This is a genomic window from Streptomyces pyxinicus, assembly GCF_024753135.1.
GTDB lineage: Bacteria > Actinomycetota > Actinomycetes > Streptomycetales > Streptomycetaceae > Streptomyces > Streptomyces pyxinicus.
Window position 1 is genome coordinate 30,556 of record NZ_JANUGP010000020.1, and the last position, 18,811, is coordinate 49,366.

The following is an 18,811-nucleotide window of genomic DNA, read 5'->3' on the forward strand; positions in this document are numbered from 1 at the left end:
CTCCGGGCACCGTCAGGGCCGGGGCGCGTCCGGGAGCGGGGCGTGCCAGAGCAGGTGGGTGCCGCCGCCTGGCGGGGTGCTGATCTCCAGGTCGCCGCCGAGGCCCCGGGCGCGTTCCGCCATGTTGCGCAGGCCGCTGCGGCGGCCCTCGGCCGGGATGCCGACGCCGTCGTCCACGACCGTGAGGCGGACCTCGTGGCCGTCGGTCTCCAGGAGTACCTCGGCACGGCCGGCGTGGGCGTGCCGGGCGATGTTGGTGAGGGACTCGGAGAGGACGGCCACCACGTGGTCGGCGACCTCGGGCGGCACATGGGTGTCGAGCAGGCCCTCCATGCGCATGCTGGGCGCGAAGCCGAGGACCGGCGCGGCCTCGCCTGCGGCCCGCACGGCACGCGAGCGCAGTCCGGGCGCGTCCTCGTCGCGGGCGCGCAGCCCGAAGATGGTCGAGCGGATGATCTTGATGGTCTCGTCCAGGTCGTCCACGGCCCGCAGCACCCGCTCGGAGGCTTCCGGGTGCTCGATGAACCGGCCCGCGCTCTGGAGTGTCATGCCGGTCGCGAACAAGCGCTGGATGGCGAGGTCGTGCAGGTCACGGGCGATCCGGTCGCGGTCCTCCAGCAGCGCGATCTGCTCGGCGTCCCGGCGGCGCTCGGCCAGTTCCATGGAGACGGCGGCCTGCGCGGCGAACGCCGTCAGGGGCTCCGTCTCCGTCACCGAGAAGTCGCTCGCGCCGGCCTCCCGGGCCAGCAGGACCACCCCGCGCGCCTGCTCGCCGAGGCCGATGGGGACGGCGACGGCCGGGCCGAGGCCCGCGAAGTGCTGGGGCCCGGCCGGGAACCGGTCGTCGTGGGCGGCGTCCGCGCTGCGCACCAGCGCGCCCCGGGCGTAGGCCTCCCCGCTGAGCGTGCCCGCCACGGGCAGTACGAGCCCCTGGAGCACCTCGGCGCCGAGGCCCTGCACCAGCTCCACGGCGAGCGAGTCGGTGTCCTGCATCGGGATCGCCACGGCGGCGAGGGCGGCCCCGGTGAGGGTGCGGGCCCGGTCGGCCATCAGGCCGAGGACCGCCCGCTGGTCGGTGCCGGACATCAGGCTGCTGGTGATCTCGGCGATGGCCTGGAGCCAGCGCTCGCGGCGCAGGGACTCCTCGTACAGGCGGGCGTTGTCGATGGCGACACCGGCGGCGACCGCGAGGGTGGCGAGGACGGCCTCGTCCTCCTCGTCGAACTGCTGCCCGCCGCGCTTCTCGGTCAGGTAGAGGTTGCCGAAGACCTGCTCGCGCACCCGGATCGGGACGCCGAGGAAGGAGTCCATCGGCGGGTGGTGGGCCGGGAAGCCGTACGAGGCCTTGTGCTCGGAAAGCTTGGTCAGGCGCAGCGGCTCGGGGTGCCGGATCAGCTCGCCGAGGATGCCGTGGCCCTCCGGGTAGGAGCCGATGCGGGCGATCTCCTCGGGGCCGACGCCGACGGTGATGAACGCCGAGAGGCGCCGGCCGTCGGGGCCGATGACACCGAGCGCCGCGTACTCGGCGTCGACCAGCACGGCCGCGGCCTCCACGATGCCGCGCAGCGCGTGTTCCAGGTCCAGCTCGCGGCCGACCGAGAGCACCGCCTCCAGCAGGCTGTGGACCCGGTCCCGGGTGCCGCGGGCCGCGTCCAGGCGGGCCTGCAACTCCTCCAGCAGCTCGTCCAGCCGCAGCTGGGGCAGCCTGATCCGGGCCTCCCTGGCCTCCTCGGCGCTTCCCACCGCTGTTCCTCCCAGCCCCCGTCACCTGCCGAACCTCCGCCCCGTACCAGTCACGGTAGCGGGCCGGGCAAGGGGACCTTACGGGATCAAGGGGACCGGCGGCATGCCGAGGGTCACAGGGCGGGTGGTACGAAGATCACAGGTCGGGTCGTACCAGGGTGCCCGCCCTGCCGTGCACGATCTCGTACGCGGCGTCGAGCGCGCCGATCGCGGCCAGTTGCCCGGTGCGTTCCACGAACCGGGCCGCCGCCTCGGCCTTGGGTCCCATGGAGCCGTCGGCGAAGTCGCCGCGCCGCAGCTCGGCGGGGGTGGCGTCGAGCAGGGGCCGCTGCCGCGGGGTGCCGTAGTCGGCGTAGACGTGCGGCACGTCGGTGAGGATCAGCAGGAAGTCGGCCTTCAGGTCCTCGGCGAGCAGGGCGGCGGTGAGGTCCTTGTCGACGACGGCCTCGGCGCCGTGCAGCGCGCCGGTGGCGGCGTCGGCGGTGACCGGGACTCCCCCGCCGCCGGCGCAGACCACGAGGGTGCCGAGGCCGAGCAGGTCGTGCACGGTCTCCGTCTCCACGATCCGCTCGGGCGGCGGCGAGGGGACCACGCGGCGCCAGCCGGTGGTGTCCCGGGCCGTCTGCCAGCCGCGTTCGCGGGCCAGCGTGCGGGCGCGCTCGGCGGGGTAGACCTGGCCGATGAACTTCACGGGCCGCTCGAAGGCGGGGTCGTCGGCGCGGACCACGGTGTGGGTGACGAGGGCGGCGATCCGCCGGCCGGGCAGGGCGTCGTGCAGGGAGCGCACCAGCAGGGAGCCGATCATGCCCTGGGTCTGGGCGCCGAGCAGGTCGAGCGGGTAGGGGGCGGTGAGCGCGGGGTCGGCGGCGCTCTCCATGGCCAGCAGCCCGATCTGGGGGCCGTTGCCGTGCGTGACGACGATCTCGTGTTCCTTGGCGAGGGCGGCGACGGCGGTGGTGACCCGGTCGATGTTGGCCTGCTGGACGTCGGCGTCGGGCCGTTCCCCGCGGTGCAGCAGGGCGTTGCCGCCGAGGGCGATGACGATGCGCATGGCGTTCAGTCCTCCAGGGTGGCGACGAGGATGGCCTTGATGGTGTGCAGCCGGTTCTCCGCCTGGTCGAAGACGAGGGAGGCGGGCGAGGAGAAGACCTCGTCGGTGACCTCCAGGGCGCTCAGCCCGTAGGTGGCGAGCAGGTCCCGGCCGAGCCGGGTGCGGTCGTCGTGCAGGGACGGCAGGCAGTGCATGAACTTCACGTCGGGGTTGCCGGTCGCGGCCAGCGTCTTGGCGTTCACCTGGTACGGCAGCAGCAGCGCGATGCGTTCGCGCCAGGTGTCGGCGGGCTCGCCCATCGACACCCAGACGTCGGTGTGCAGGAAGTCGGCGCCGTTCACGGCGAGTTCGACCTCCTCGGTGAGGGTGATCCGGGCCCCGCTCGTCTCGGCGAGGGTCCGGCAGCGGGCGACCAGGGCCTCGTCCGGCCACAGGGCGCGCGGAGCGGCGATGCGGACGTCCATGCCGAGCAGGGCGCCCATGGAGAGCAGCGAGTTGCCCATGTTGTTGCGGGCGTCGCCGAGGTAGCAGTAGGCCGTGTCGGTCAGCGGCTTGCCGCTGTGCTCGCGCATGGTGAGGGCGTCGCACAGACTCTGGGTGGGGTGACAGCGGTCGGTCAGGCCGTTGTAGACCGGGACGCCGGAGTACGTGGCGAGGTCGGTGACGATCGTCTGGGCGGAGCCCCGGTACTCGATGGCGTCGAACATCCGGCCGAGGACGCGGGCGGTGTCGGCGATGGACTCCTTGGCGCCGACGTGGGTGTCGCCGGGGCCGAGGTAGGTGGTGCGGGCGCCCTGGTCGGCGGCGGCGACCTCGAAGGCGCAGCGGGTGCGGGTGGAGGTCTTCTCGAAGATCAGCGCGAGGTGCCTGCCGGTCAGCCGGGGCGTCTCGGTGCCGGCGTGCCGGGCCGCCTTCAGCTCGGCGGAGAGGTCGAGGAGGTGGTGGATCTCGTCGGCGGTGAAGTCGAGTTCGGCGAGGTAGGAGCGGCCGCGCAGGTCGATGGTCATCTCGGTGTTCCTTAAGGGGAGTTGTGGGGGGGGGATCAGGCGACCGGGTCGCGTTCGATCGGGCAGCTCATGCAGCGCGGGCCGCCCCGGCCGCGGCCGAGTTCACCGCCGGCGATGGTGACGATCTCGATGCCCTGCTTGCGCAGATAGGTGTTGGTGGTGACGTTGCGCTCGTAGCCGACGACGACGCCGGGGGCGAGGGCGAGGAAGTTGCTGCCGTCGTCCCACTGCTCGCGCTCCGCGTTGCGGATGTCCTGGGGCGCGGAGAGCATCCGGACCTTGTCCACGTCGAGCGCCTCGGCGAGCGCGGTGGCGAGGTCGGAGTTCGGGGCGACGGCGAAGCCGGCGGGGCGCCCGGTGTCGGGCATGAGGGTCCACGAGCGCAGCGAGTCGGCGAGGCCCGGGTAGACGACGAAGGCGTCCCGGTCGACCATGGTGAGCACGGTGTCGAGGTGCATGTACGCCCGCTGCGGCGGGAGTCGCACGGCGATCAGCCGGTTCGCGGTGCCGCCGGCGAAGAGCCGGGCGGCCAGGTTCTCCACGGCCTGCGCGGTGGTCCGCTCCCCCATGCCGACCATGACGGCCCCGTTGCCGAGGACGTGCACGTCCCCGCCCTCCAGGGTGCCGGCGGACGCGTCCAGGAGCGGCTCGGGGGCCTGGGCGGCGAACAGCGGGTGGAACCGGTAGACGGCCTCGGCGTGCAGGCTCTCGCGACGGCGGGCCGGCTTGGCCATCGGGTTGACCGACAAACGGTCGTAGATCCAGCAGGAGTTGTCGCGTGGGAAGAGGTGGTTGGGCAGCGGGGCGAGGGCGAAGTCGTCGGCGCCGAGCGCGTTCCAGACCAGGCTGTGCGGGGTGGCGAGCGGCAGGTCGCTCTTGAGCAGGCCGCCGATGAGGTAGCGGGTGAGGGTCTCGCCGTCGAGACCGGCGCACAGCTCGCGCACCGGGTCGACCAGGGCGGGGCCGACGGTGCCGGGGGTGACGACCCGGTCGAGCAGCCAGTCGCGGGCGGCGGGCAGGTCGAGGGTCTGGGCGAGCAGGTCGGCGAAGTGGTGCACGCGGGTGCCGTGGTCGCGCAGCACCTGGGCGAAGGCGTCGTGCTCCTCGCGGGCCCGCTTGGCCCACAGGATGTCGTCGAAGAGCAGCGCGTCGACGTTGCGCGGGGTCAGCCGGGACAGTTCCAGTCCGGGGCGGTGCAGGATCACCTGGCGCAGCCGGCCGGCCTCGGAGTCGACGTGGAAGGTGTTCATGAGGGTTCCTTTGAGCAGGCGGAGAAAGCGGAGGTCAGTCGCGGTGGCGCGGGGCGGGCACCGGGTGCGGGTCGCGGGCCGTGGGCGCGGGCGGGGCCTCGGGTGCGCTGGCCACGCCGACCGGGGCGGGTGCGGCGGGGTGTGCCGCCCGGTCGTCGCCGCGCTTGAGCCAGACGTACACCGGCAGGCCGAGGAGCAGCACGAACAGGCCGTAGTAGACGGTCTGGTAGCCGCTGCCCTGGATCGACCAGTACGAGAAGGCCATCGCCAGCGCCGAGACGGTCACGTCCCGGGCCAGCCGGCGGGGGGCGAGGCTCCGCCGGCCCTCGGTCAGCAGCCAGCGGAGCTGGGCGGCGGCCGAGAAGAGGTAGGGGATGACGGCGGTGAGCACGCTGAGCAGCACGATCTTGGTGAAGACGTCCTCGAAGCGCGTGTAGCTGAACACGGTGATCAGCGAGGCCAGCACCGTGGAGGCGACGATCCCGAAGACCGGCGTGCCGTTCGCGCCCCGCAGCCGGCCGAAGGCGCCGGGGAAGAGCCCGTCGCGGGCGGCGGCGTACGGCATCTCGGCGCACAGCATGGTCCAGCCGTTGAGGGCGCCGAGCCCGGACACGATGGCGGCGACCGCGACCGCGTCCCCGGCCCAGCTGCCGCCGAAGATGCTGTTGACGGCGTCGGTGAAGGGCGCCGTGGAGGAGCCGAGCCGGCTGTGCGAGACGGTGCCGAAGACCGCGAGGGTGCCGAGGATGTAGATCACGGCGCAGACGAGGGTGCCGTACACGGTGGCGCGCGGCACGTTGCGGCCGGGCTCCCGGACCCGCCCGGCGACCACCGAGGCGGCCTCCAGGCCGAGGTAGCTGAACAGGGCGATGGCCGCGGCGGCCGAGACGGCGCCGGCCGCCGACTGCCCACTGGCGTTGAACGGGCCGAAGTTGCCGGGGTCGACGAAGAACAGGCCGACGGTAGCCATGAAGACCAGCGGGACGAACTTCAGCACGGTCGTGACCAGTTGGAAGGCCCCGGTGTTGCGCACACCGGTGAGGTTGACCAGGGCCGGGATCCACAGGCCCACCAGGGCGATCAGGATCGACAGCGCCTTGCGGTGGCCGGTGTTGACGAACACCTCCACATAGCCGACCCAGGCGACCACGATGGCGGCGTTGCCGGCCCACGCGGTGATCCAGTACGACCACGCGTTGAGGAACCCGGCGAACTCGCCGAACGCCTCCCGGGCGTAGACGTAGGGGCCGCCACTGGCCGGGACCCGCCGGGCGAGGGAGCCGAAGGTGACGGCCAGCGCGAGCGCGCCGAGCGTGACGGCGCCGAAGGCCACCAGCGAGATCGGCCCGTACGGCGCGAGGGCCGCCGGGAGCGCGAAGACCCCGGTGCCGATGATGCTGCCGATCACCAGGGCGGACGCGGCCGGGAGGCCGAGCGCCGCCGGTGGCGCGGGGGTGCCGGCGCTCCGGGTGGGTCTGGACATGGCTGTGCTCCTCGTACGCCGCGGTGGGGCTCCGGTGGTTACGGAACTGATCCTGCGGGCACGGAGGTGTCCGGATGAGCGGCCACAGGTCCCCCGACCAGGGACGTTGGGCCCTGCTTCGTCCCGGACCCCCCGCGTCGGCCGCGCAAGGCACCGGCCCCGGCGTGTTGAGAAGGGCCGACCGGCCCTATGCCGGCCGTGGCGGCGCGGGGACGATGGCCTGATGCTCCAGAACAGCGGCTTTCGTCCCCTCGGCAGGCAGGAGTGCCTGCGCCTGCTGGCCAAGGTGCCGGTCGGCCGGATCGTCTACACCCGGCAGGCGCTGCCCGCGGTGCTGCCGGTGAACTTCTGCCTCGGCCCGGACTCGGCGGTGCTGCTGCGCACCTCGGGCGACTCGGATCTGGCGCGGGCCGTCGACGGGGCCGTGGTCGCCTTTGAGGTGGACGAGTTCGACGCGGCGACCCGCTCGGGCTGGAGCGTGGTGGTCACCGGCCGCGCCGGACTCGTACCGGACCCGGCCGAATCGGAGCCGCCGGACGGCGAGGGTGGCCCCGACTCCTGGATGCCGGTGCGGGACGGGGTGCTCGTGCGCATCGAGACCGAGGTGGTCTCGGGGCGCGAGCTGACGGGCTGAGGGGCTGGGGGGTAAGGGCACGCCGCCGGGAACGGGACAGCGCCGCCGGCCACTGACTGGGGCCGACGGCGCCGTGCCGTGCGTACTGTCCGCTGTCCCGGGGGCTCAGCGCCCTTCGCGTGCCCGGTCGCGGGCCTGGGTGGCGATGACGGCGGCCTGGATGCGGCGCTCCACGCCGAGCTTGGCCAGCAGCCGGGAGATGTGGTTCTTGACGGTCTTCTCGGCCAGGTAGAGCCGCTGGCCGATCTGCCGGTTGGTCAGGCCCTCGCCGATCAGCTCCAGGATCTCCCGCTCGCGCTCGGTCAGGCCCGGCAGCACGTCCGGCTCCGCCTCCTTCTGCTGACCGCCGCGCAGCCGTGCCATCAGCTTGGTGGTGGCGCTGGGGTCGAGCAGCGACTGTCCGGCGGCCACCGTGCGCACCGCCGAGACCAGGTCCGAGCCCTGGATCTGCTTGAGCACATAGCCGGCGGCGCCCGCCATGATCGAGTCGAGCAGCGCCTCCTCGTCGTCGAAGGAGGTCAGCATCAGGCAGGCCAGCTCCGGCATCCGCGAGCGCAGTTCCCGGCAGACGGTCACGCCGTCGCCGTCCGGCAGCCGTACGTCGAGGACCGCCACGTCGGGGCGCAGGGCCGGGACGCGCACCAGGGCCTGTTCGACGGTGGCCGCCTCGCCGACGACGGTGATGTCCGCCTCGTCGTTCAGCAGGTCGTGCACCCCGCGGCGGACCACCTCGTGGTCGTCCAGGAGGAACACCCGGATCGGGGTTCCGGTGCCGGCCTGCTCACGGTCTGCCATCGATCGCTCCTCGTGACGAGTTCGGTGCGGTGCACGTCCGCGCGGGTACGTGCTCCCAACAGCGCTACAGCGAGATCCTTCCCTGCCGCCGGGACCGAGGTCCAGGGCCTAACGGCCCTGTTTCCCCGATGCCCGGCGCTCCCGTCCGCCCGGCGTTCCGTCACCGCAGCCGGCGGTTGCGGCTCAGCCACGGCACCCGCGCCCACAGCCGGCCGAGCCCCCAGGTGGTCCCGGCACCGGTGGCCGCTGGGGCGACCAGGGCGAGGGCGTAGACGAGGTGGTAGTGGGCGAAGGGGTTGGACGACATGCTCGGCGAGCCGTCCGACAGGTGCCGGGCGGGCGGCCACTCGGCGAGCCACATGAGCGCCATCATCACGGTGCCGGCCGCGGCGGCGAGCCGTACGCCGATACCCGCGAGGAGCGCCGCGCCGACGCCGAGCAGGCCGAGCATGAACAGCCGGTCGGCCCAGGCCTGGCCCGCCCAGGAGTGGAACACCGACTCCATGGGTCCGGCGGCGACCGAGCCGAGGAAGCCCTTGGTGGGCGAGCCGCCGTCGAGCCGGCCCTTGCCGGAGGCGGTGGCGTAGCCGAGGCCGAAGGTCTTGTCGGGGAAGGCCCACAGGAAGACGAACCCGAGCGGCAGGCGCAGGTGGGAGGCCGACGGGCCCACGGGACCGAACGGCTCTGTCCCGTGGGCCCGTTGGGCAGGCTTCGTCAGCCGTCCCAGGACCAGTCGGCCACCTCGGGCAGGTCGACGCCGTGCTCGCGGATCCAGACCTGGTGGCGCTGGCGGGTGTCCGCCATGTGCTGGCGTACGGAGGCGGCGCGCACGGCGAGGCCGGGGACGCGGTCGATGACGTCCATGACCAGGCGGTAGCGGTCCAGGTCGTTGCGGACCACCATGTCGAACGGCGTGGTGGTGGTGCCGATCTCCTTGTAGCCGCGCACGTGCAGGTTCTGGTGTCCGGTGCGGCGGTAGGCGAGGCGGTGGATGAGCCACGGGTAGCCGTGGTAGGCGAAGATGACCGGCTTGTCGGCGGTGAACAGGCCGTCGTACTCGAAGTCGGTCATGCCGTGCGGGTGTTCGTCGCCGGGCAGCAGGCGGGCGATGTCGACGACGTTCACCACCCGCACCGCCAGCTCCGGCAGGTGGCGGCGGAGCAGCTGGGCGGCGGCCAGCACCTCCTGGGTGGGCACGTCGCCGGCGCAGGCCAGCACCACGTCGGGTTCGCGGGTGCCGTCCTCGGTGCCGGCCCACGGCCAGATGCCGGCGCCGCGCGCGCAGTGCACGCGGGCCTCGTCCATGGACAGCCAGTCGAAGCAGGGCTGTTTGCCGGCGACGACGACGTTGACGTAGTCGCGGCTGCGCAGCACGTGGTCGGCGACGGACAGCAGGGTGTTGGCGTCCGGCGGCAGGTAGACCCGCACGCACTCCGGGCTCTTGTTGAGGACGTGGTCCACGAAGCCGGGGTCCTGGTGGGAGAAGCCGTTATGGTCCTGGCGCCAGACGTGCGAGGTGAGCAGGTAGTTGAGGGAGGCGATGGGGGCGCGCCAGGGCAGCCGGCGGGTGACGCGCAGCCACTTGATGTGCTGGTTGACCATCGAGTCGACGATGTGCACGAACGCCTCGTAGCAGGAGAACAGTCCGTGCCGGCCGGTCAGCAGATAGCCCTCCAGCCAGCCCTGGCAGGTGTGTTCGGAGAGGATCTCCATCACCCGGCCGTGCGGGTCGAGGTCCTCGTCCACGGGCAGGGTCTTGGCCTGCCAGGCCTTGCCGCTGGCCGCGTAGACGGCCTGGAGCCGGTTGGAGGCGGTCTCGTCGGGGCCGACGAGCCGGAAGTCGCGCCGGTCGGCGGTGGCCGCCATGACGTCCCGGAGCATGTCGCCGAGCACCCGGGTGGGTTCGTGCAGGGTGGCGCCGGGCTTGTCGACGGCGACGGCGTAACGCTCCAGCGGGGGCAGCGGCAGTTCGCGCAGCAGCAGGCCGCCGTTGGCGTGCGGGGTGGCGCCGAGCCGGCGGGTGCCCTCCGGGACGCAGGCCAGCACCTCGGGGCGCGGGGCGCCGTCCGCGTCGAACAGCTCCTCGGGCCGGTACGACCGCAGCCACTGCTCCAGCTGACGCAGGTGCTCGGGGTTGTCCCGCACGGCGGCCAGCGGGACCTGGTGGGCCCGCCAGGTGCCCTCGACCGGGAGTCCGTCGACCTCGGCGGGACCGGTCCAGCCCTTGGGGGTGCGCAGCACGATGACCGGCCAGCGGGGCCGCTCGGTGGCGCCCTCCTCGCGGGCGGCGCGCTGGAAGGCGGCGATGCGGTCGACGGCGGTGTCCATCGCGGCGGCCATCGCGCGGTGTACGGCGGCGGGGTCGTCGCCGGTGACGTGCAGGGGCTCGTGGCCGTAGCCCCGCAGCAGCGCGTCCAGCTCCTCCTCGGGCAGCCGGGACAGCACCGTGGGGTTGGCGATCTTGTAGCCGTTGAGGTGCAGGATCGGCAGGACGGCGCCGTCGCGGGCCGGGTCGAGGAACTTGTCGGAGTGCCAGGAGGCGGCCAGCGGACCGGTCTCCGCCTCGCCGTCGCCGATGACGCAGGCGACCAGCAGCCCGGGGTTGTCGAAGGCCGCGCCATACGCGTGCGACAGCGAGTACCCCAGCTCACCGCCCTCGTGGATGGAGCCCGGCGTCTCCGGGGCGACATGGCTGGGCACCCCGCCGGGGAAGGAGAACTGCTTGAACAGCCGGCCCATGCCGTCCGCGTCCCGGGTGACGTCCGGGTAGGTCTCGGTGTACGACCCCTCAAGCCAGGAGTTGGCGAGGACGGCGGGCCCGCCGTGTCCGGGCCCCCAGATGCACAGGGCGTCCAGTCCGCGGGCCTTGACGAGCCGGTTCAGGTGGGTGTGGACCAGGTTGAGGCCGGGTGAGGTGCCCCAGTGGCCGAGCAGCCGCGGTTTGACGTGCTCGGGGCGCAGCGGCTCGGTGAGCAACGGGTTGGCCATGAGGTAGATCTGGCCGACGGCGAGGTAGTTCGCCGCGCGCCAGTGGGCGTCCAGGGTGGCGAGTTCCTCGTCCGTGAGGTCGGTGGTCGCCTGCTGCGTGTCGAGGGACAATTGGGGGTCCTTCCCGGTTCGGACGGCGGTCGGGGGTGGCGGTGAGGCGTGCCGTGGGGCACGGTGACGCGTGCCGTGCGGCCACCGCACTCCACCCTCCGGTGGACCCGTGCGTACCCGACAGGGCCGTTCGGGCCACGTCCCGGGGCCGAGCCGTCCGTACCGGGGTCCCGCTCAGGGCGCGAGGTCCACCCCGTAGAGCGTCCGCCCTCCGACCAGCTCACGCCCGGTGACCAGCTCCGGATGGATGCGCACGAACACCTCCCGGGGGGACGGCGCCCAGGAGCGCGGGGCGATCCGGGCCAGCCGGGCCCGCTCGGCCGGCTCGGTGACGACGGCGGCCCGCCCGGTGACGACGACGCTCCACCCGGCGTTCCGGACGGCGTCCACCTCGTCCACCTCGAAGGCGACCACCGCCCCGTCCACCGCCCGGGCCAGCTCGGAGGCCGCCGAGGCGCGCAGCAGCACCGAGCCGTCGCCGTCCAGGCAGAAGTTCACCGGCAGCACCGCGGGCAGCGCCTGCCGCGTGTGCACGATGCGCCCGACCGGCACAGAGACCAGCAGCCGCAGACACTCGTCCCGGCCCAGCTCGCGAAAACCGTCGTTGGGATACATGGCCGGCCCGCCTTTCACCCTGGAAACCGCCATCTGCCCATCGTCGGCACCGCCCGCCGTCCCGGGGAGGGACCACCGGTCCCTCCCCGGCCGGAGACCAGTCCCGGCCGGGCACCCGGAGGACCCCCGCGGCCACTGCGGGCACGGGGGTCCTCCGGGGGATGAGGCGCGTCAGGGGCGCAGCAGCAGGCTGTCGCCGCGCTCCTTCGCGGTGGCGTAGCGCTTGGCGACGTCCTGCCAGTTGACGACGGCCCACATGGCGTCGATGAAGTCGACCTTCTGGTTCTTGTACTGGAGGTAGAAGGCGTGCTCCCAGGCGTCGAAGACCAGGATGGGGGTGGCGCCCTGGCCGACGTTGCCCTGGTGGTCGTAGACCTGCTCGACGATCAGGCGGCCGCTGAGCGGCTCGTAGGCGAGGACGCCCCAGCCGGAGCCCTGCGTGGTGGCGGCGGCCTTGGTGAGCTGGGCCTTGAAGCCGGCGAAGGTGCCGAAGGACTCGGTGATCGCGTCGGCCAGGTCACCGACGCCGTCGGCGGCCAGGGGCTCGCCGCCGCCGTCCTTCGGGCCGGTCATGTTCTGCCAGTAGATCGAGTGCAGGATGTGCCCGGACAGGTGGAAGGCCAGGTTCTTCTCCAGGCCGTTGATCGAGCCCCACGTCTCCTTGTCCCGCGCCTCGGCCAGCTGCTCCAGCGTGTCGTTCGCGCCCTTCACATAGGCCGCGTGGTGCTTGTCGTGGTGCAGCTCGATGATCTCCGGGCTGATGACCGGGGCGAGCGCCGAGTAGTCGTACGGAAGCTCCGGGAGCGTGTAAAGCGCCATGTCCAACGTCCTCCGACGTTATTGCCAATGGTATGCAACTGCACGCTAACAGTAGGAACAGCTGATGTGCGATCAGGCCTTGGACCTAGGACTTCGCCGTGTCGCCGGACACCGTGCGCAGATAGGCGCCGAGGCGGGCGATCGCCGCCGGGTTGCGGGGGCTCTCGACCAGGTCGGCGTAGTCGAGGGCGATGACGCGCCGGTGCTTGACGGCGGAGACGTTGCGCAGCGGGGCGTAGGAGAGGAGGAACTTCTTCTTCTGCTCGGCGCTGACGTCGCCGTAGTCGCAGACGACGATGACGTCCGGGTTCCGTTCGACGACGGTCTCCCAGCCGACCGTGGTCCAGGAGTCGGCCATGTCGTGCATGACGTTGACCCCGCCGGACTCGGCGATGATCTGTTCGGGCGCGGCGTAGCGGCCGGAGGTGAAGGGGGTGTCCTGGCCGCTGTCGTAGAGGAAGACGGAGGGGCGGGCGTCCCCCTCGGGGGCCTTGGCGCGGACGTCCGCGATCCGCTTCTTGAAGTCGGCGACCAGCTTCGCCGCGCGCTTCTCGACGCCGAACAGCCGCCCCAGGTTGGTGAGATCGGTGTACAGCGCCTCCAGCGGCGGCATGATGCCCCGCGCGGACCCGGAGCGGCCGTTGCGGCAGGACTCGGTGAGGACGTACGACGGGATGCCGAGCTTCTTGAGCGCGTCGGGGGTGAAGCCGCCGTCCTCGCGGAAGCCGTAGTTCCAGCCGGCGAAGACGAGGTCGGCGTGGGCGTCGAGGACGTTCTCCTTGGTGAGCTGGTCCTTGGAGAGCCACTTGACCTTGTCGTAGCCGTCCTTCCAGGGCACCGCGTCCAGGTCGCCCTTGTCGTCGGGCATCGCGAAACCGGCCATGCGGTCCTCCAGGCCGAGGGCGAACATCAGCTCGGTGATGCCGACGTCGTTGGTGACGACCCGCTCGGGGACCTTGTCGTACGTCACCTCGCGGCCGCAGTTGGTGAGGGTGACCGCCGGGGACTTCGCGCCCGAGGACTTCGCGTCCGGGGACGACTCGACCTTGGCGCCGCAGCCGGTGGCGGTCGCTGTCGCGGTCGTGAGGAGGCAGAGGGCGGCGATGAGGGCCTTGCGCATGGGTGTCCTTGGGTCCTTTGCGAGTGTCTTCGGGTGTGTGGTCAGGGGAGCAGGTCGAACAGGAGTTGGAGGGCGCCGGTCTCTGGGTGCCGTACGGGATGCGCGCGGACGCCGAACACCCGGGCCAGCAGGGCGGGTTGGAGGACGTCGTGCGGGGGGCCGGACGCCACGATCCGGCCGCCGTCGATGACGTACAGCACATCGCAGTGCGCGGCGGCCAGGTTGAGGTCGTGCAGCGCGGCCAGCACGGTCAGGCCGCTGTCGCGCACCAGGGACAGCACATCCAACTGGTGCGCGATGTCGAGGTGGTTGGTGGGCTCGTCCAGGACGAGCACCCGTGGCTGCTGGGCGAGCGCGCGGGCGATCAGGACCCGCTGCTTCTCCCCGCCGGACAGTCCGAGGAACCCCCGCCCGGCCAGGTGCCCGACCTCGGTGCGGGCCATCGCCTCGGCGCAGATCCGCCGGTCGGACACGGCCGTACGGCCGGTGTGCGGCAGCCGGCCCATGGCGACCACCTCGGCCACGGTGAAGTCGAACTCCGCCGACGACTCCTGCGGCAGCGCGGCCAGCACCCGGGCGGCGGCCCGCGCATCCATGGCGTGCAGGTCGGCGCCGTCCAGCCGTACCGCCCCGGCGGCTGGCCGCAGCGCCCGGTACACGGTGCGCAGCAGGGTCGACTTGCCGCTGCCGTTGGGGCCGACCAGGCCGACGAACTTCCCTTCGCAGGCGCTGAGCCGGACCTCGTCCACCAGCCGGGTCCCGGCGATCTCGACGGTCACGTCGTCGATGTCGACTCGCATCTCTCAGCGCCCTCCGAACGCGTAGCCGCCGCGCCGCATCAGCAGCAGGAAGGCGGGGACCCCGAGGACGGCGGTGATCACGCCGACCGGCAGTTCGGCCGGAGCCAGCAGCAGCCGGGACAGCACGTCCGCCCACACCAGCAGCACGGCCCCGGCGAGCGGGGCGACGGCGAGCACCCGGCGGTGGTCGGCGCCGACCAGCATCCGCACCACGTGCGGCACCATCAGCCCGACGAACCCGATGGCCCCGCTGACCGCGACGACGGTGCCGGTGACGGCGGCGGTGACGAGGAACAACTCCCGCCGCAGCCGCCCGGGCCGGACGCCGAGCGCGGCCGAGGTCTCGTCGCCCATGGCGAGCGCGTTGAGCGGTTCGGCCCGCCACCGCAGCCACGCCCAGCCGGCCGCGACGGTCACCGCGGCGAGCGGCACCTGCGCCCAGGTGGCCCCGCCCAGGCTGCCCAGCAGCCACATCAGGGCCGACCTGGCCGCCTCGCCCCGGGCGGCACCGAACACCATGACGGTGGTGACGGCCTCGAAGCCGTACGCCAGCGCGGTGCCGGTGAGGATCAGCCGCAGCGGGGTCAGTCCGCGCGGCGAGCGGGCCACGGCGTAGACGAGGGCCATGGCCACGAGCGCCGAGGCGAACGCGGAGACGGACAGCGCCCACACCCCGAGCCCCGCGAACGCCCCCAGCAGGATCACCGCGTTGGCGCCCACGGCCGCGCCCGAGGAGATGCCGAGGACGAAGGGGTCGGCGAGGGCGTTGCGGACCATCGCCTGCACCGCCACGCCGACGGCCGCGAGGCCCGCCCCGACGACGGCGCCGAGCAGCACCCGGGGCAGCCGGATCTCCCAGACGATGGTGTAGGAGGCGGCGTCCGCCGCGTGCACGGTCCCGCCGCTGAGACCGGCCCACAGGAAGCGCGCCGTCTCGGTCCAGCCGACCCCGGCGGCGCCGAGTCCGGCCCCGCACACCAGGGACAGTACGAGCACCAGCGCGAGGGCCAGGCTGAGCGGCAGCACGGGTATCCGGCCAGGGGCCGTCGTTCGGCGCACGAGGAGGGCCGTCCTTCACACGGGCCCGCCGGACGGCACGCGGGAGCCGGCCCGGACGGCCGTACCGGCCGCGCGGTCCCCTCTCGCAGTCCACGGCGAGCAGTCAACGGGTCGCAAGGCTCCCCACGGGCGATCGGGCTCACGCGACGACGGACCGTCAGGGGTCGCCGCGCACACCGTTGCGGGTCAGCGCCGGACTCTCACCGGACTTCCCCCGCGGGAGGCGAGGGGAGCCTAACAAACGCCGCACCGGCCCGGTTTCCCACAGCGGGCCTACTTATTGCACACTATGCGCAACAGCGTATGGGATGCAGGAAGAGGTGGAGGGGTATGGGCGGCTCGCCGATCGTGCTGGGCATCGAGTCGTCCTGTGACGAGACCGGCGCCGGGCTCGTCCGGGACGGGCGGCTGCTCGGGCACGCGGTGGCGTCGAGCATGGCCGAGCACGCCCGCTACGGCGGTGTCGTACCGGAGATCGCCTCCCGTTCCCACCTGCACGCCCTGCGCCCGGTCATTCGCCAGGCGCTGGGCGAGGCCGGCCTCGCCCTCACCGACGTCGGCGCGGTCGCCGTCACCACCGGTCCGGGCCTGTCCGGCGCGCTCCAAGTCGGCCTGGCCGGGGCCAAGGGGCTGGCGTACGCGCTGGGCGTCCCGCTGTACGGCGTCCACCACCTCGCCGGTCATGTCGCCGCCGACACCCTCGCGCACGGGCCGTTGCCCGACCCGTGCGTGGTGCTGATCGTCTCCGGCGGCCACACCTCTCTGCTGCTCGTGCGGGACCTGGCCCGCGAGCCGATCGTCCACCTCGGCGACACCCTCGACGACGCCGCCGGGGAGTGCTTCGACAAGGTGGCGCGGGTCTTCGGGCTGCCGTACCCCGGCGGTCCGGCCATCGACCGGACAGCGCGCGCGGGGGATCCGCGCGCTGTCCCCTTCCCGCGTCCGCTGCCGGGCTCGTACGACTTCTCCTTCTCGGGGCTGAAGACGGCCGCCGCGCGCTGGGCCGAGGGCCACGCCGGGCGCGAGCTGCCGGTGGCGGACGGCGCGGCCTCGCTGCAGGAGGCGGTGGCCGACGTGCTGACCCGCAAGGCGGTGGCCGCGTGCGCCGAGTACGGCGTCGGCACGCTGGTCGTGGTCGGCGGGGTCGCCGCCAACTCCCGGGTGCGGTCGCTCGCCGAGGAGCGCTGCCGGGCGGCGGACGTCACCCTGCGGGTACCGCCGCTCGGGCTGTGCACGGACAACGGCGCGATGATCGCCGCCGTCGGCGACCTGCTGGTGCGGGCCGGGGCCGAACCGGCGCCGCTTGGCGTGTCGGTGGACCCGTCGGCGCCGCTGGAGTACGCGGCGCTGCACCCGGCCGCGTGACCGCGCCCGAGGTCCACGTCGTCGGGGGCGCCGGGCTGGAGGCCCACGCGGACGCCCTGCGCGCGGTGTACGCCGAGGCCTTCTGCGCGCCACCCTGGGACGAGGACCCGGCCCGCGCCGAGGAGTTCGCCGGCCGGCTGCCCGCCTCGGTACGGTGCCCCGGCTTCCGGGCGGCCGTCGCCGTGCGGGACGGAGAGGTGCTCGGCTTCGCCACGGCCCGGACGACCCCCTCGCCCTTCCCCGCCGACCGCTGCTATCCGCAGGCCGAGGCCGGGCTCGGTGCCGAGCGCACCGCGGCGTGGCTGGTCGGCGCCCGTGAGGTCGAGGAACTGGCGGTCCGCGCCGGCGCGCGAGGCACCGGTCTCGCGGCCCGCCTCCTGACGGCGGTCACGGCGGACGCCCCGGCCGGCCGCTGCTGGCTGCTGACCTCGGTACGGGCGCCCCGGGCCCTCTCCTTCTACCGACGCCAGGGCTGGATCCAGGCCACCCACCCCTCCCCCGACGGCCAGGGCACCGCTGTCTTCCTGGGCCCTCGCCACCCCTCCCGCTCCCTGGTCACCGGGCCGCTGTGACACCACCGGCGCACACCACCCCTCAATGACCACCGCAGGACCGGGCAAAGCTGTACATTCCTGCACCATGCGGAGAGGTCACCGGCGGACGGGGCAGCGGATGAGCGCGGACGGCCGAGACGCGGTGACCACGGACGGCCGAGCCCCGGTGACACCCGGCGTCGCACGCCTGCACCGCTCCCCCGCCCTCGCCGGACCCGGCCGCCTCGGCCTGGTCACCAACCACACCGGCGTCCTGCCCGACCTGCGCCCGGCCGCGCCCGCGCTGCTCGCGGCCGGCGTCCGGCTGACCGCGCTGTTCGGTCCCGAGCACGGGCTGCACGGCACCGGGCAGGCGGGCGAGAGCGAGCCCGCCGGTCAGGACCCCGGCACCGGGCTGCCCGTGTACGACACCTACGGCCGCGAGGGCGACCGGCTCGACAAGCTGCTGATCGACAGCGGCGTGGACGCCCTGGTGTACGACCTCCAGGACATCGGCGCCCGCTTCTACACCTACGTGTGGACCATGTTCGACCTGCTGGTCTCGGCGGCCCGTACGGGTGTCCGGTTCGTGGTCGCCGACCGGCCCAACCCGCTCGGCGGCCTGGTCGCCGAGGGCCCGCCGCTCGATCCGGCGTGGGCGAGCTTCGTGGGGCGCGCCCCGGTCCCCGTCCGGCACGGTCTGACCTGCGGCGAACTCGCCCGGTGGCTCAACGCCTCGGCGGTACCCGAACAGGCGGGCCGCGCGGCCGACTTGACGGTGATCGGGATGGCCGGCTGGCGGCGCGCCCTGGACGCCGGGGCCACCGGCCTGCCGTGGGTGGCGCCCTCGCCGAACATGCCGACGCCCGCCACCGCCGCCGTCTATCCCGGCACCTGCCTGTTCGAGGGCACGAACCTCTCGGAGGGGCGCGGCACCACCCAGCCCTTCGAGATCGTCGGGGCGCCCTACCTCGACGCGCGGTTCGCACCCGCGCTGGCCGAACTCGCCCTGCCGGGAGTGCGCTTCCGTGATCTGCGCTTCGTACCGACCTTCCACCGGCACGCCGGACGCCCGCTGCGCGGAGTCCAGGTGCACGTCACCGACCACGCCGCCTTCGCCCCCGTGCGTACCGCCGTCGCGATGCTCGCCACGCTGCGGCGCCTCCACCCGGACGACTTCGCCTGGTCGGCCCCGGCCGGGACGGACGGCCGGTACGTCGTCGACCTGCTGTGGGGCTCCGACCGGCTGCGGCGCACGGTCGACGCGGGCGAGGACCCGCTGCCGCTGTGCGCTCCCCCGGCACCGCCCGCCCGCTGGGCCGGCGACGACACCCTGCTCTACGCCTGATCCGGACCGGCGGGCCGTAGCGGCCACCCGGCCACCCGTACGGCCCGGCACCCAGCTCGCCGCACGGCCCGCGCACGGAAGGACCACCCG

The 18,811-nt window shown here is 73.5% G+C and carries 17 protein-coding genes; 4 read left to right on the top strand and 13 right to left on the bottom strand.

Translation table 11 applies throughout. The features are described 5' to 3' along the window. Window positions 1-12 precede the first annotated feature (12 nt). The 5 genes from NX794_RS23800 to NX794_RS23820 all read right to left on the bottom strand — a co-directional run bounded on the left by NX794_RS23800 (window position 13) and on the right by NX794_RS23820 (window position 6,534). Entirely contained in the window at window positions 13-1,743 is a 1,731-nt protein-coding gene (locus tag NX794_RS23800; RefSeq protein WP_258780851.1) for a GAF domain-containing sensor histidine kinase, read from the bottom strand. Between the two features lie 136 nt (window positions 1,744-1,879). After that, the gene (locus tag NX794_RS23805; protein WP_258780852.1) at window positions 1,880-2,794 is read right to left on the bottom strand and encodes a carbamate kinase; all 915 of its coding nucleotides are present in this window, start codon (window positions 2,792-2,794) and stop codon (window positions 1,880-1,882) included. A 5-nt stretch (window positions 2,795-2,799) separates the two neighbouring features. After that, the gene (gene argF, locus NX794_RS23810; protein WP_258780854.1) at window positions 2,800-3,801 is read right to left on the bottom strand and encodes an ornithine carbamoyltransferase; all 1,002 of its coding nucleotides are present in this window, start codon (window positions 3,799-3,801) and stop codon (window positions 2,800-2,802) included. A gap of 35 nt (window positions 3,802-3,836) precedes the next feature. Next, on the bottom strand, window positions 3,837-5,051 hold the full coding sequence (locus NX794_RS23815; RefSeq protein WP_258780855.1) for an arginine deiminase: 1,215 nt from the start codon (window positions 5,049-5,051) through the stop codon (window positions 3,837-3,839). A 34-nt stretch (window positions 5,052-5,085) separates the two neighbouring features. Further along, complete coding sequence (locus NX794_RS23820; RefSeq protein ID WP_258780856.1) at window positions 5,086-6,534, bottom strand: APC family permease; 1,449 nt, start codon at window positions 6,532-6,534, stop codon at window positions 5,086-5,088. 223 nt (window positions 6,535-6,757) lie between these two features. Here NX794_RS23820 and NX794_RS23825 point away from each other — a divergent pair, with 223 nt between their 5' ends. Further along, window positions 6,758-7,168, top strand: a complete 411-nt coding sequence (locus tag NX794_RS23825; RefSeq protein WP_258780857.1) for a pyridoxamine 5'-phosphate oxidase family protein — start codon at window positions 6,758-6,760, stop codon at window positions 7,166-7,168. Between the two features lie 105 nt (window positions 7,169-7,273). On the opposite strand, the gene NX794_RS23830 is transcribed toward NX794_RS23825, so the two are convergent. The 8 genes from NX794_RS23830 to NX794_RS23865 all read right to left on the bottom strand — a co-directional run bounded on the left by NX794_RS23830 (window position 7,274) and on the right by NX794_RS23865 (window position 15,475). Beyond that, window positions 7,274-7,963 (bottom strand): response regulator, encoded by a 690-nt coding sequence (locus NX794_RS23830; protein WP_258780858.1) that lies wholly within the window; start codon window positions 7,961-7,963, stop codon window positions 7,274-7,276. A 160-nt stretch (window positions 7,964-8,123) separates the two neighbouring features. Further along, the gene (locus NX794_RS23835; protein WP_428985948.1) at window positions 8,124-8,738 is read right to left on the bottom strand and encodes a hypothetical protein; all 615 of its coding nucleotides are present in this window, start codon (window positions 8,736-8,738) and stop codon (window positions 8,124-8,126) included. Then, complete coding sequence (locus NX794_RS23840) at window positions 8,678-11,062, bottom strand: phosphoketolase family protein (protein WP_258780860.1); 2,385 nt, start codon at window positions 11,060-11,062, stop codon at window positions 8,678-8,680. The genes NX794_RS23835 and NX794_RS23840 overlap by 61 nt, the downstream gene beginning before the upstream one ends. A 174-nt stretch (window positions 11,063-11,236) precedes the next feature. Further along, window positions 11,237-11,677 carry a pyridoxamine 5'-phosphate oxidase family protein gene (locus tag NX794_RS23845; RefSeq protein ID WP_258780862.1) on the bottom strand — a complete coding sequence of 147 codons (441 nt, stop codon included), beginning with the start codon at window positions 11,675-11,677 and terminating at the stop codon, window positions 11,237-11,239. A gap of 171 nt (window positions 11,678-11,848) precedes the next feature. Beyond that, the gene (locus NX794_RS23850) at window positions 11,849-12,496 is read right to left on the bottom strand and encodes a superoxide dismutase (RefSeq protein ID WP_258780863.1); all 648 of its coding nucleotides are present in this window, start codon (window positions 12,494-12,496) and stop codon (window positions 11,849-11,851) included. A gap of 85 nt (window positions 12,497-12,581) precedes the next feature. Continuing rightward, complete coding sequence (locus NX794_RS23855; RefSeq protein WP_258780865.1) at window positions 12,582-13,616, bottom strand: ABC transporter substrate-binding protein; 1,035 nt, start codon at window positions 13,614-13,616, stop codon at window positions 12,582-12,584. Window positions 13,617-13,657: 41 nt separating this feature from the next. Beyond that, on the bottom strand, window positions 13,658-14,416 hold the full coding sequence (locus NX794_RS23860; RefSeq protein ID WP_258780866.1) for an ABC transporter ATP-binding protein: 759 nt from the start codon (window positions 14,414-14,416) through the stop codon (window positions 13,658-13,660). A 3-nt stretch (window positions 14,417-14,419) separates the two neighbouring features. Beyond that, window positions 14,420-15,475 carry a FecCD family ABC transporter permease gene (locus NX794_RS23865; RefSeq protein ID WP_258780867.1) on the bottom strand — a complete coding sequence of 352 codons (1,056 nt, stop codon included), beginning with the start codon at window positions 15,473-15,475 and terminating at the stop codon, window positions 14,420-14,422. Between the two features lie 330 nt (window positions 15,476-15,805). Between NX794_RS23865 and tsaD the strand changes: the two genes are divergently transcribed. From tsaD to NX794_RS23880, 3 genes are all read left to right on the top strand, one after another. After that, window positions 15,806-16,840: a tRNA (adenosine(37)-N6)-threonylcarbamoyltransferase complex transferase subunit TsaD gene (tsaD, locus tag NX794_RS23870; protein WP_258780868.1), complete on the top strand. Its 1,035-nt coding sequence runs from the start codon at window positions 15,806-15,808 to the stop codon at window positions 16,838-16,840. After that, window positions 16,837-17,412 carry a GNAT family N-acetyltransferase gene (locus NX794_RS23875; RefSeq protein ID WP_258780870.1) on the top strand — a complete coding sequence of 192 codons (576 nt, stop codon included), beginning with the start codon at window positions 16,837-16,839 and terminating at the stop codon, window positions 17,410-17,412. Before tsaD ends, NX794_RS23875 begins: the two co-directional genes overlap by 4 nt. A gap of 100 nt (window positions 17,413-17,512) precedes the next feature. Next, entirely contained in the window at window positions 17,513-18,721 is a 1,209-nt protein-coding gene (locus NX794_RS23880; protein ID WP_258780871.1) for an exo-beta-N-acetylmuramidase NamZ family protein, read from the top strand. Window positions 18,722-18,811 lie beyond the last annotated feature (90 nt).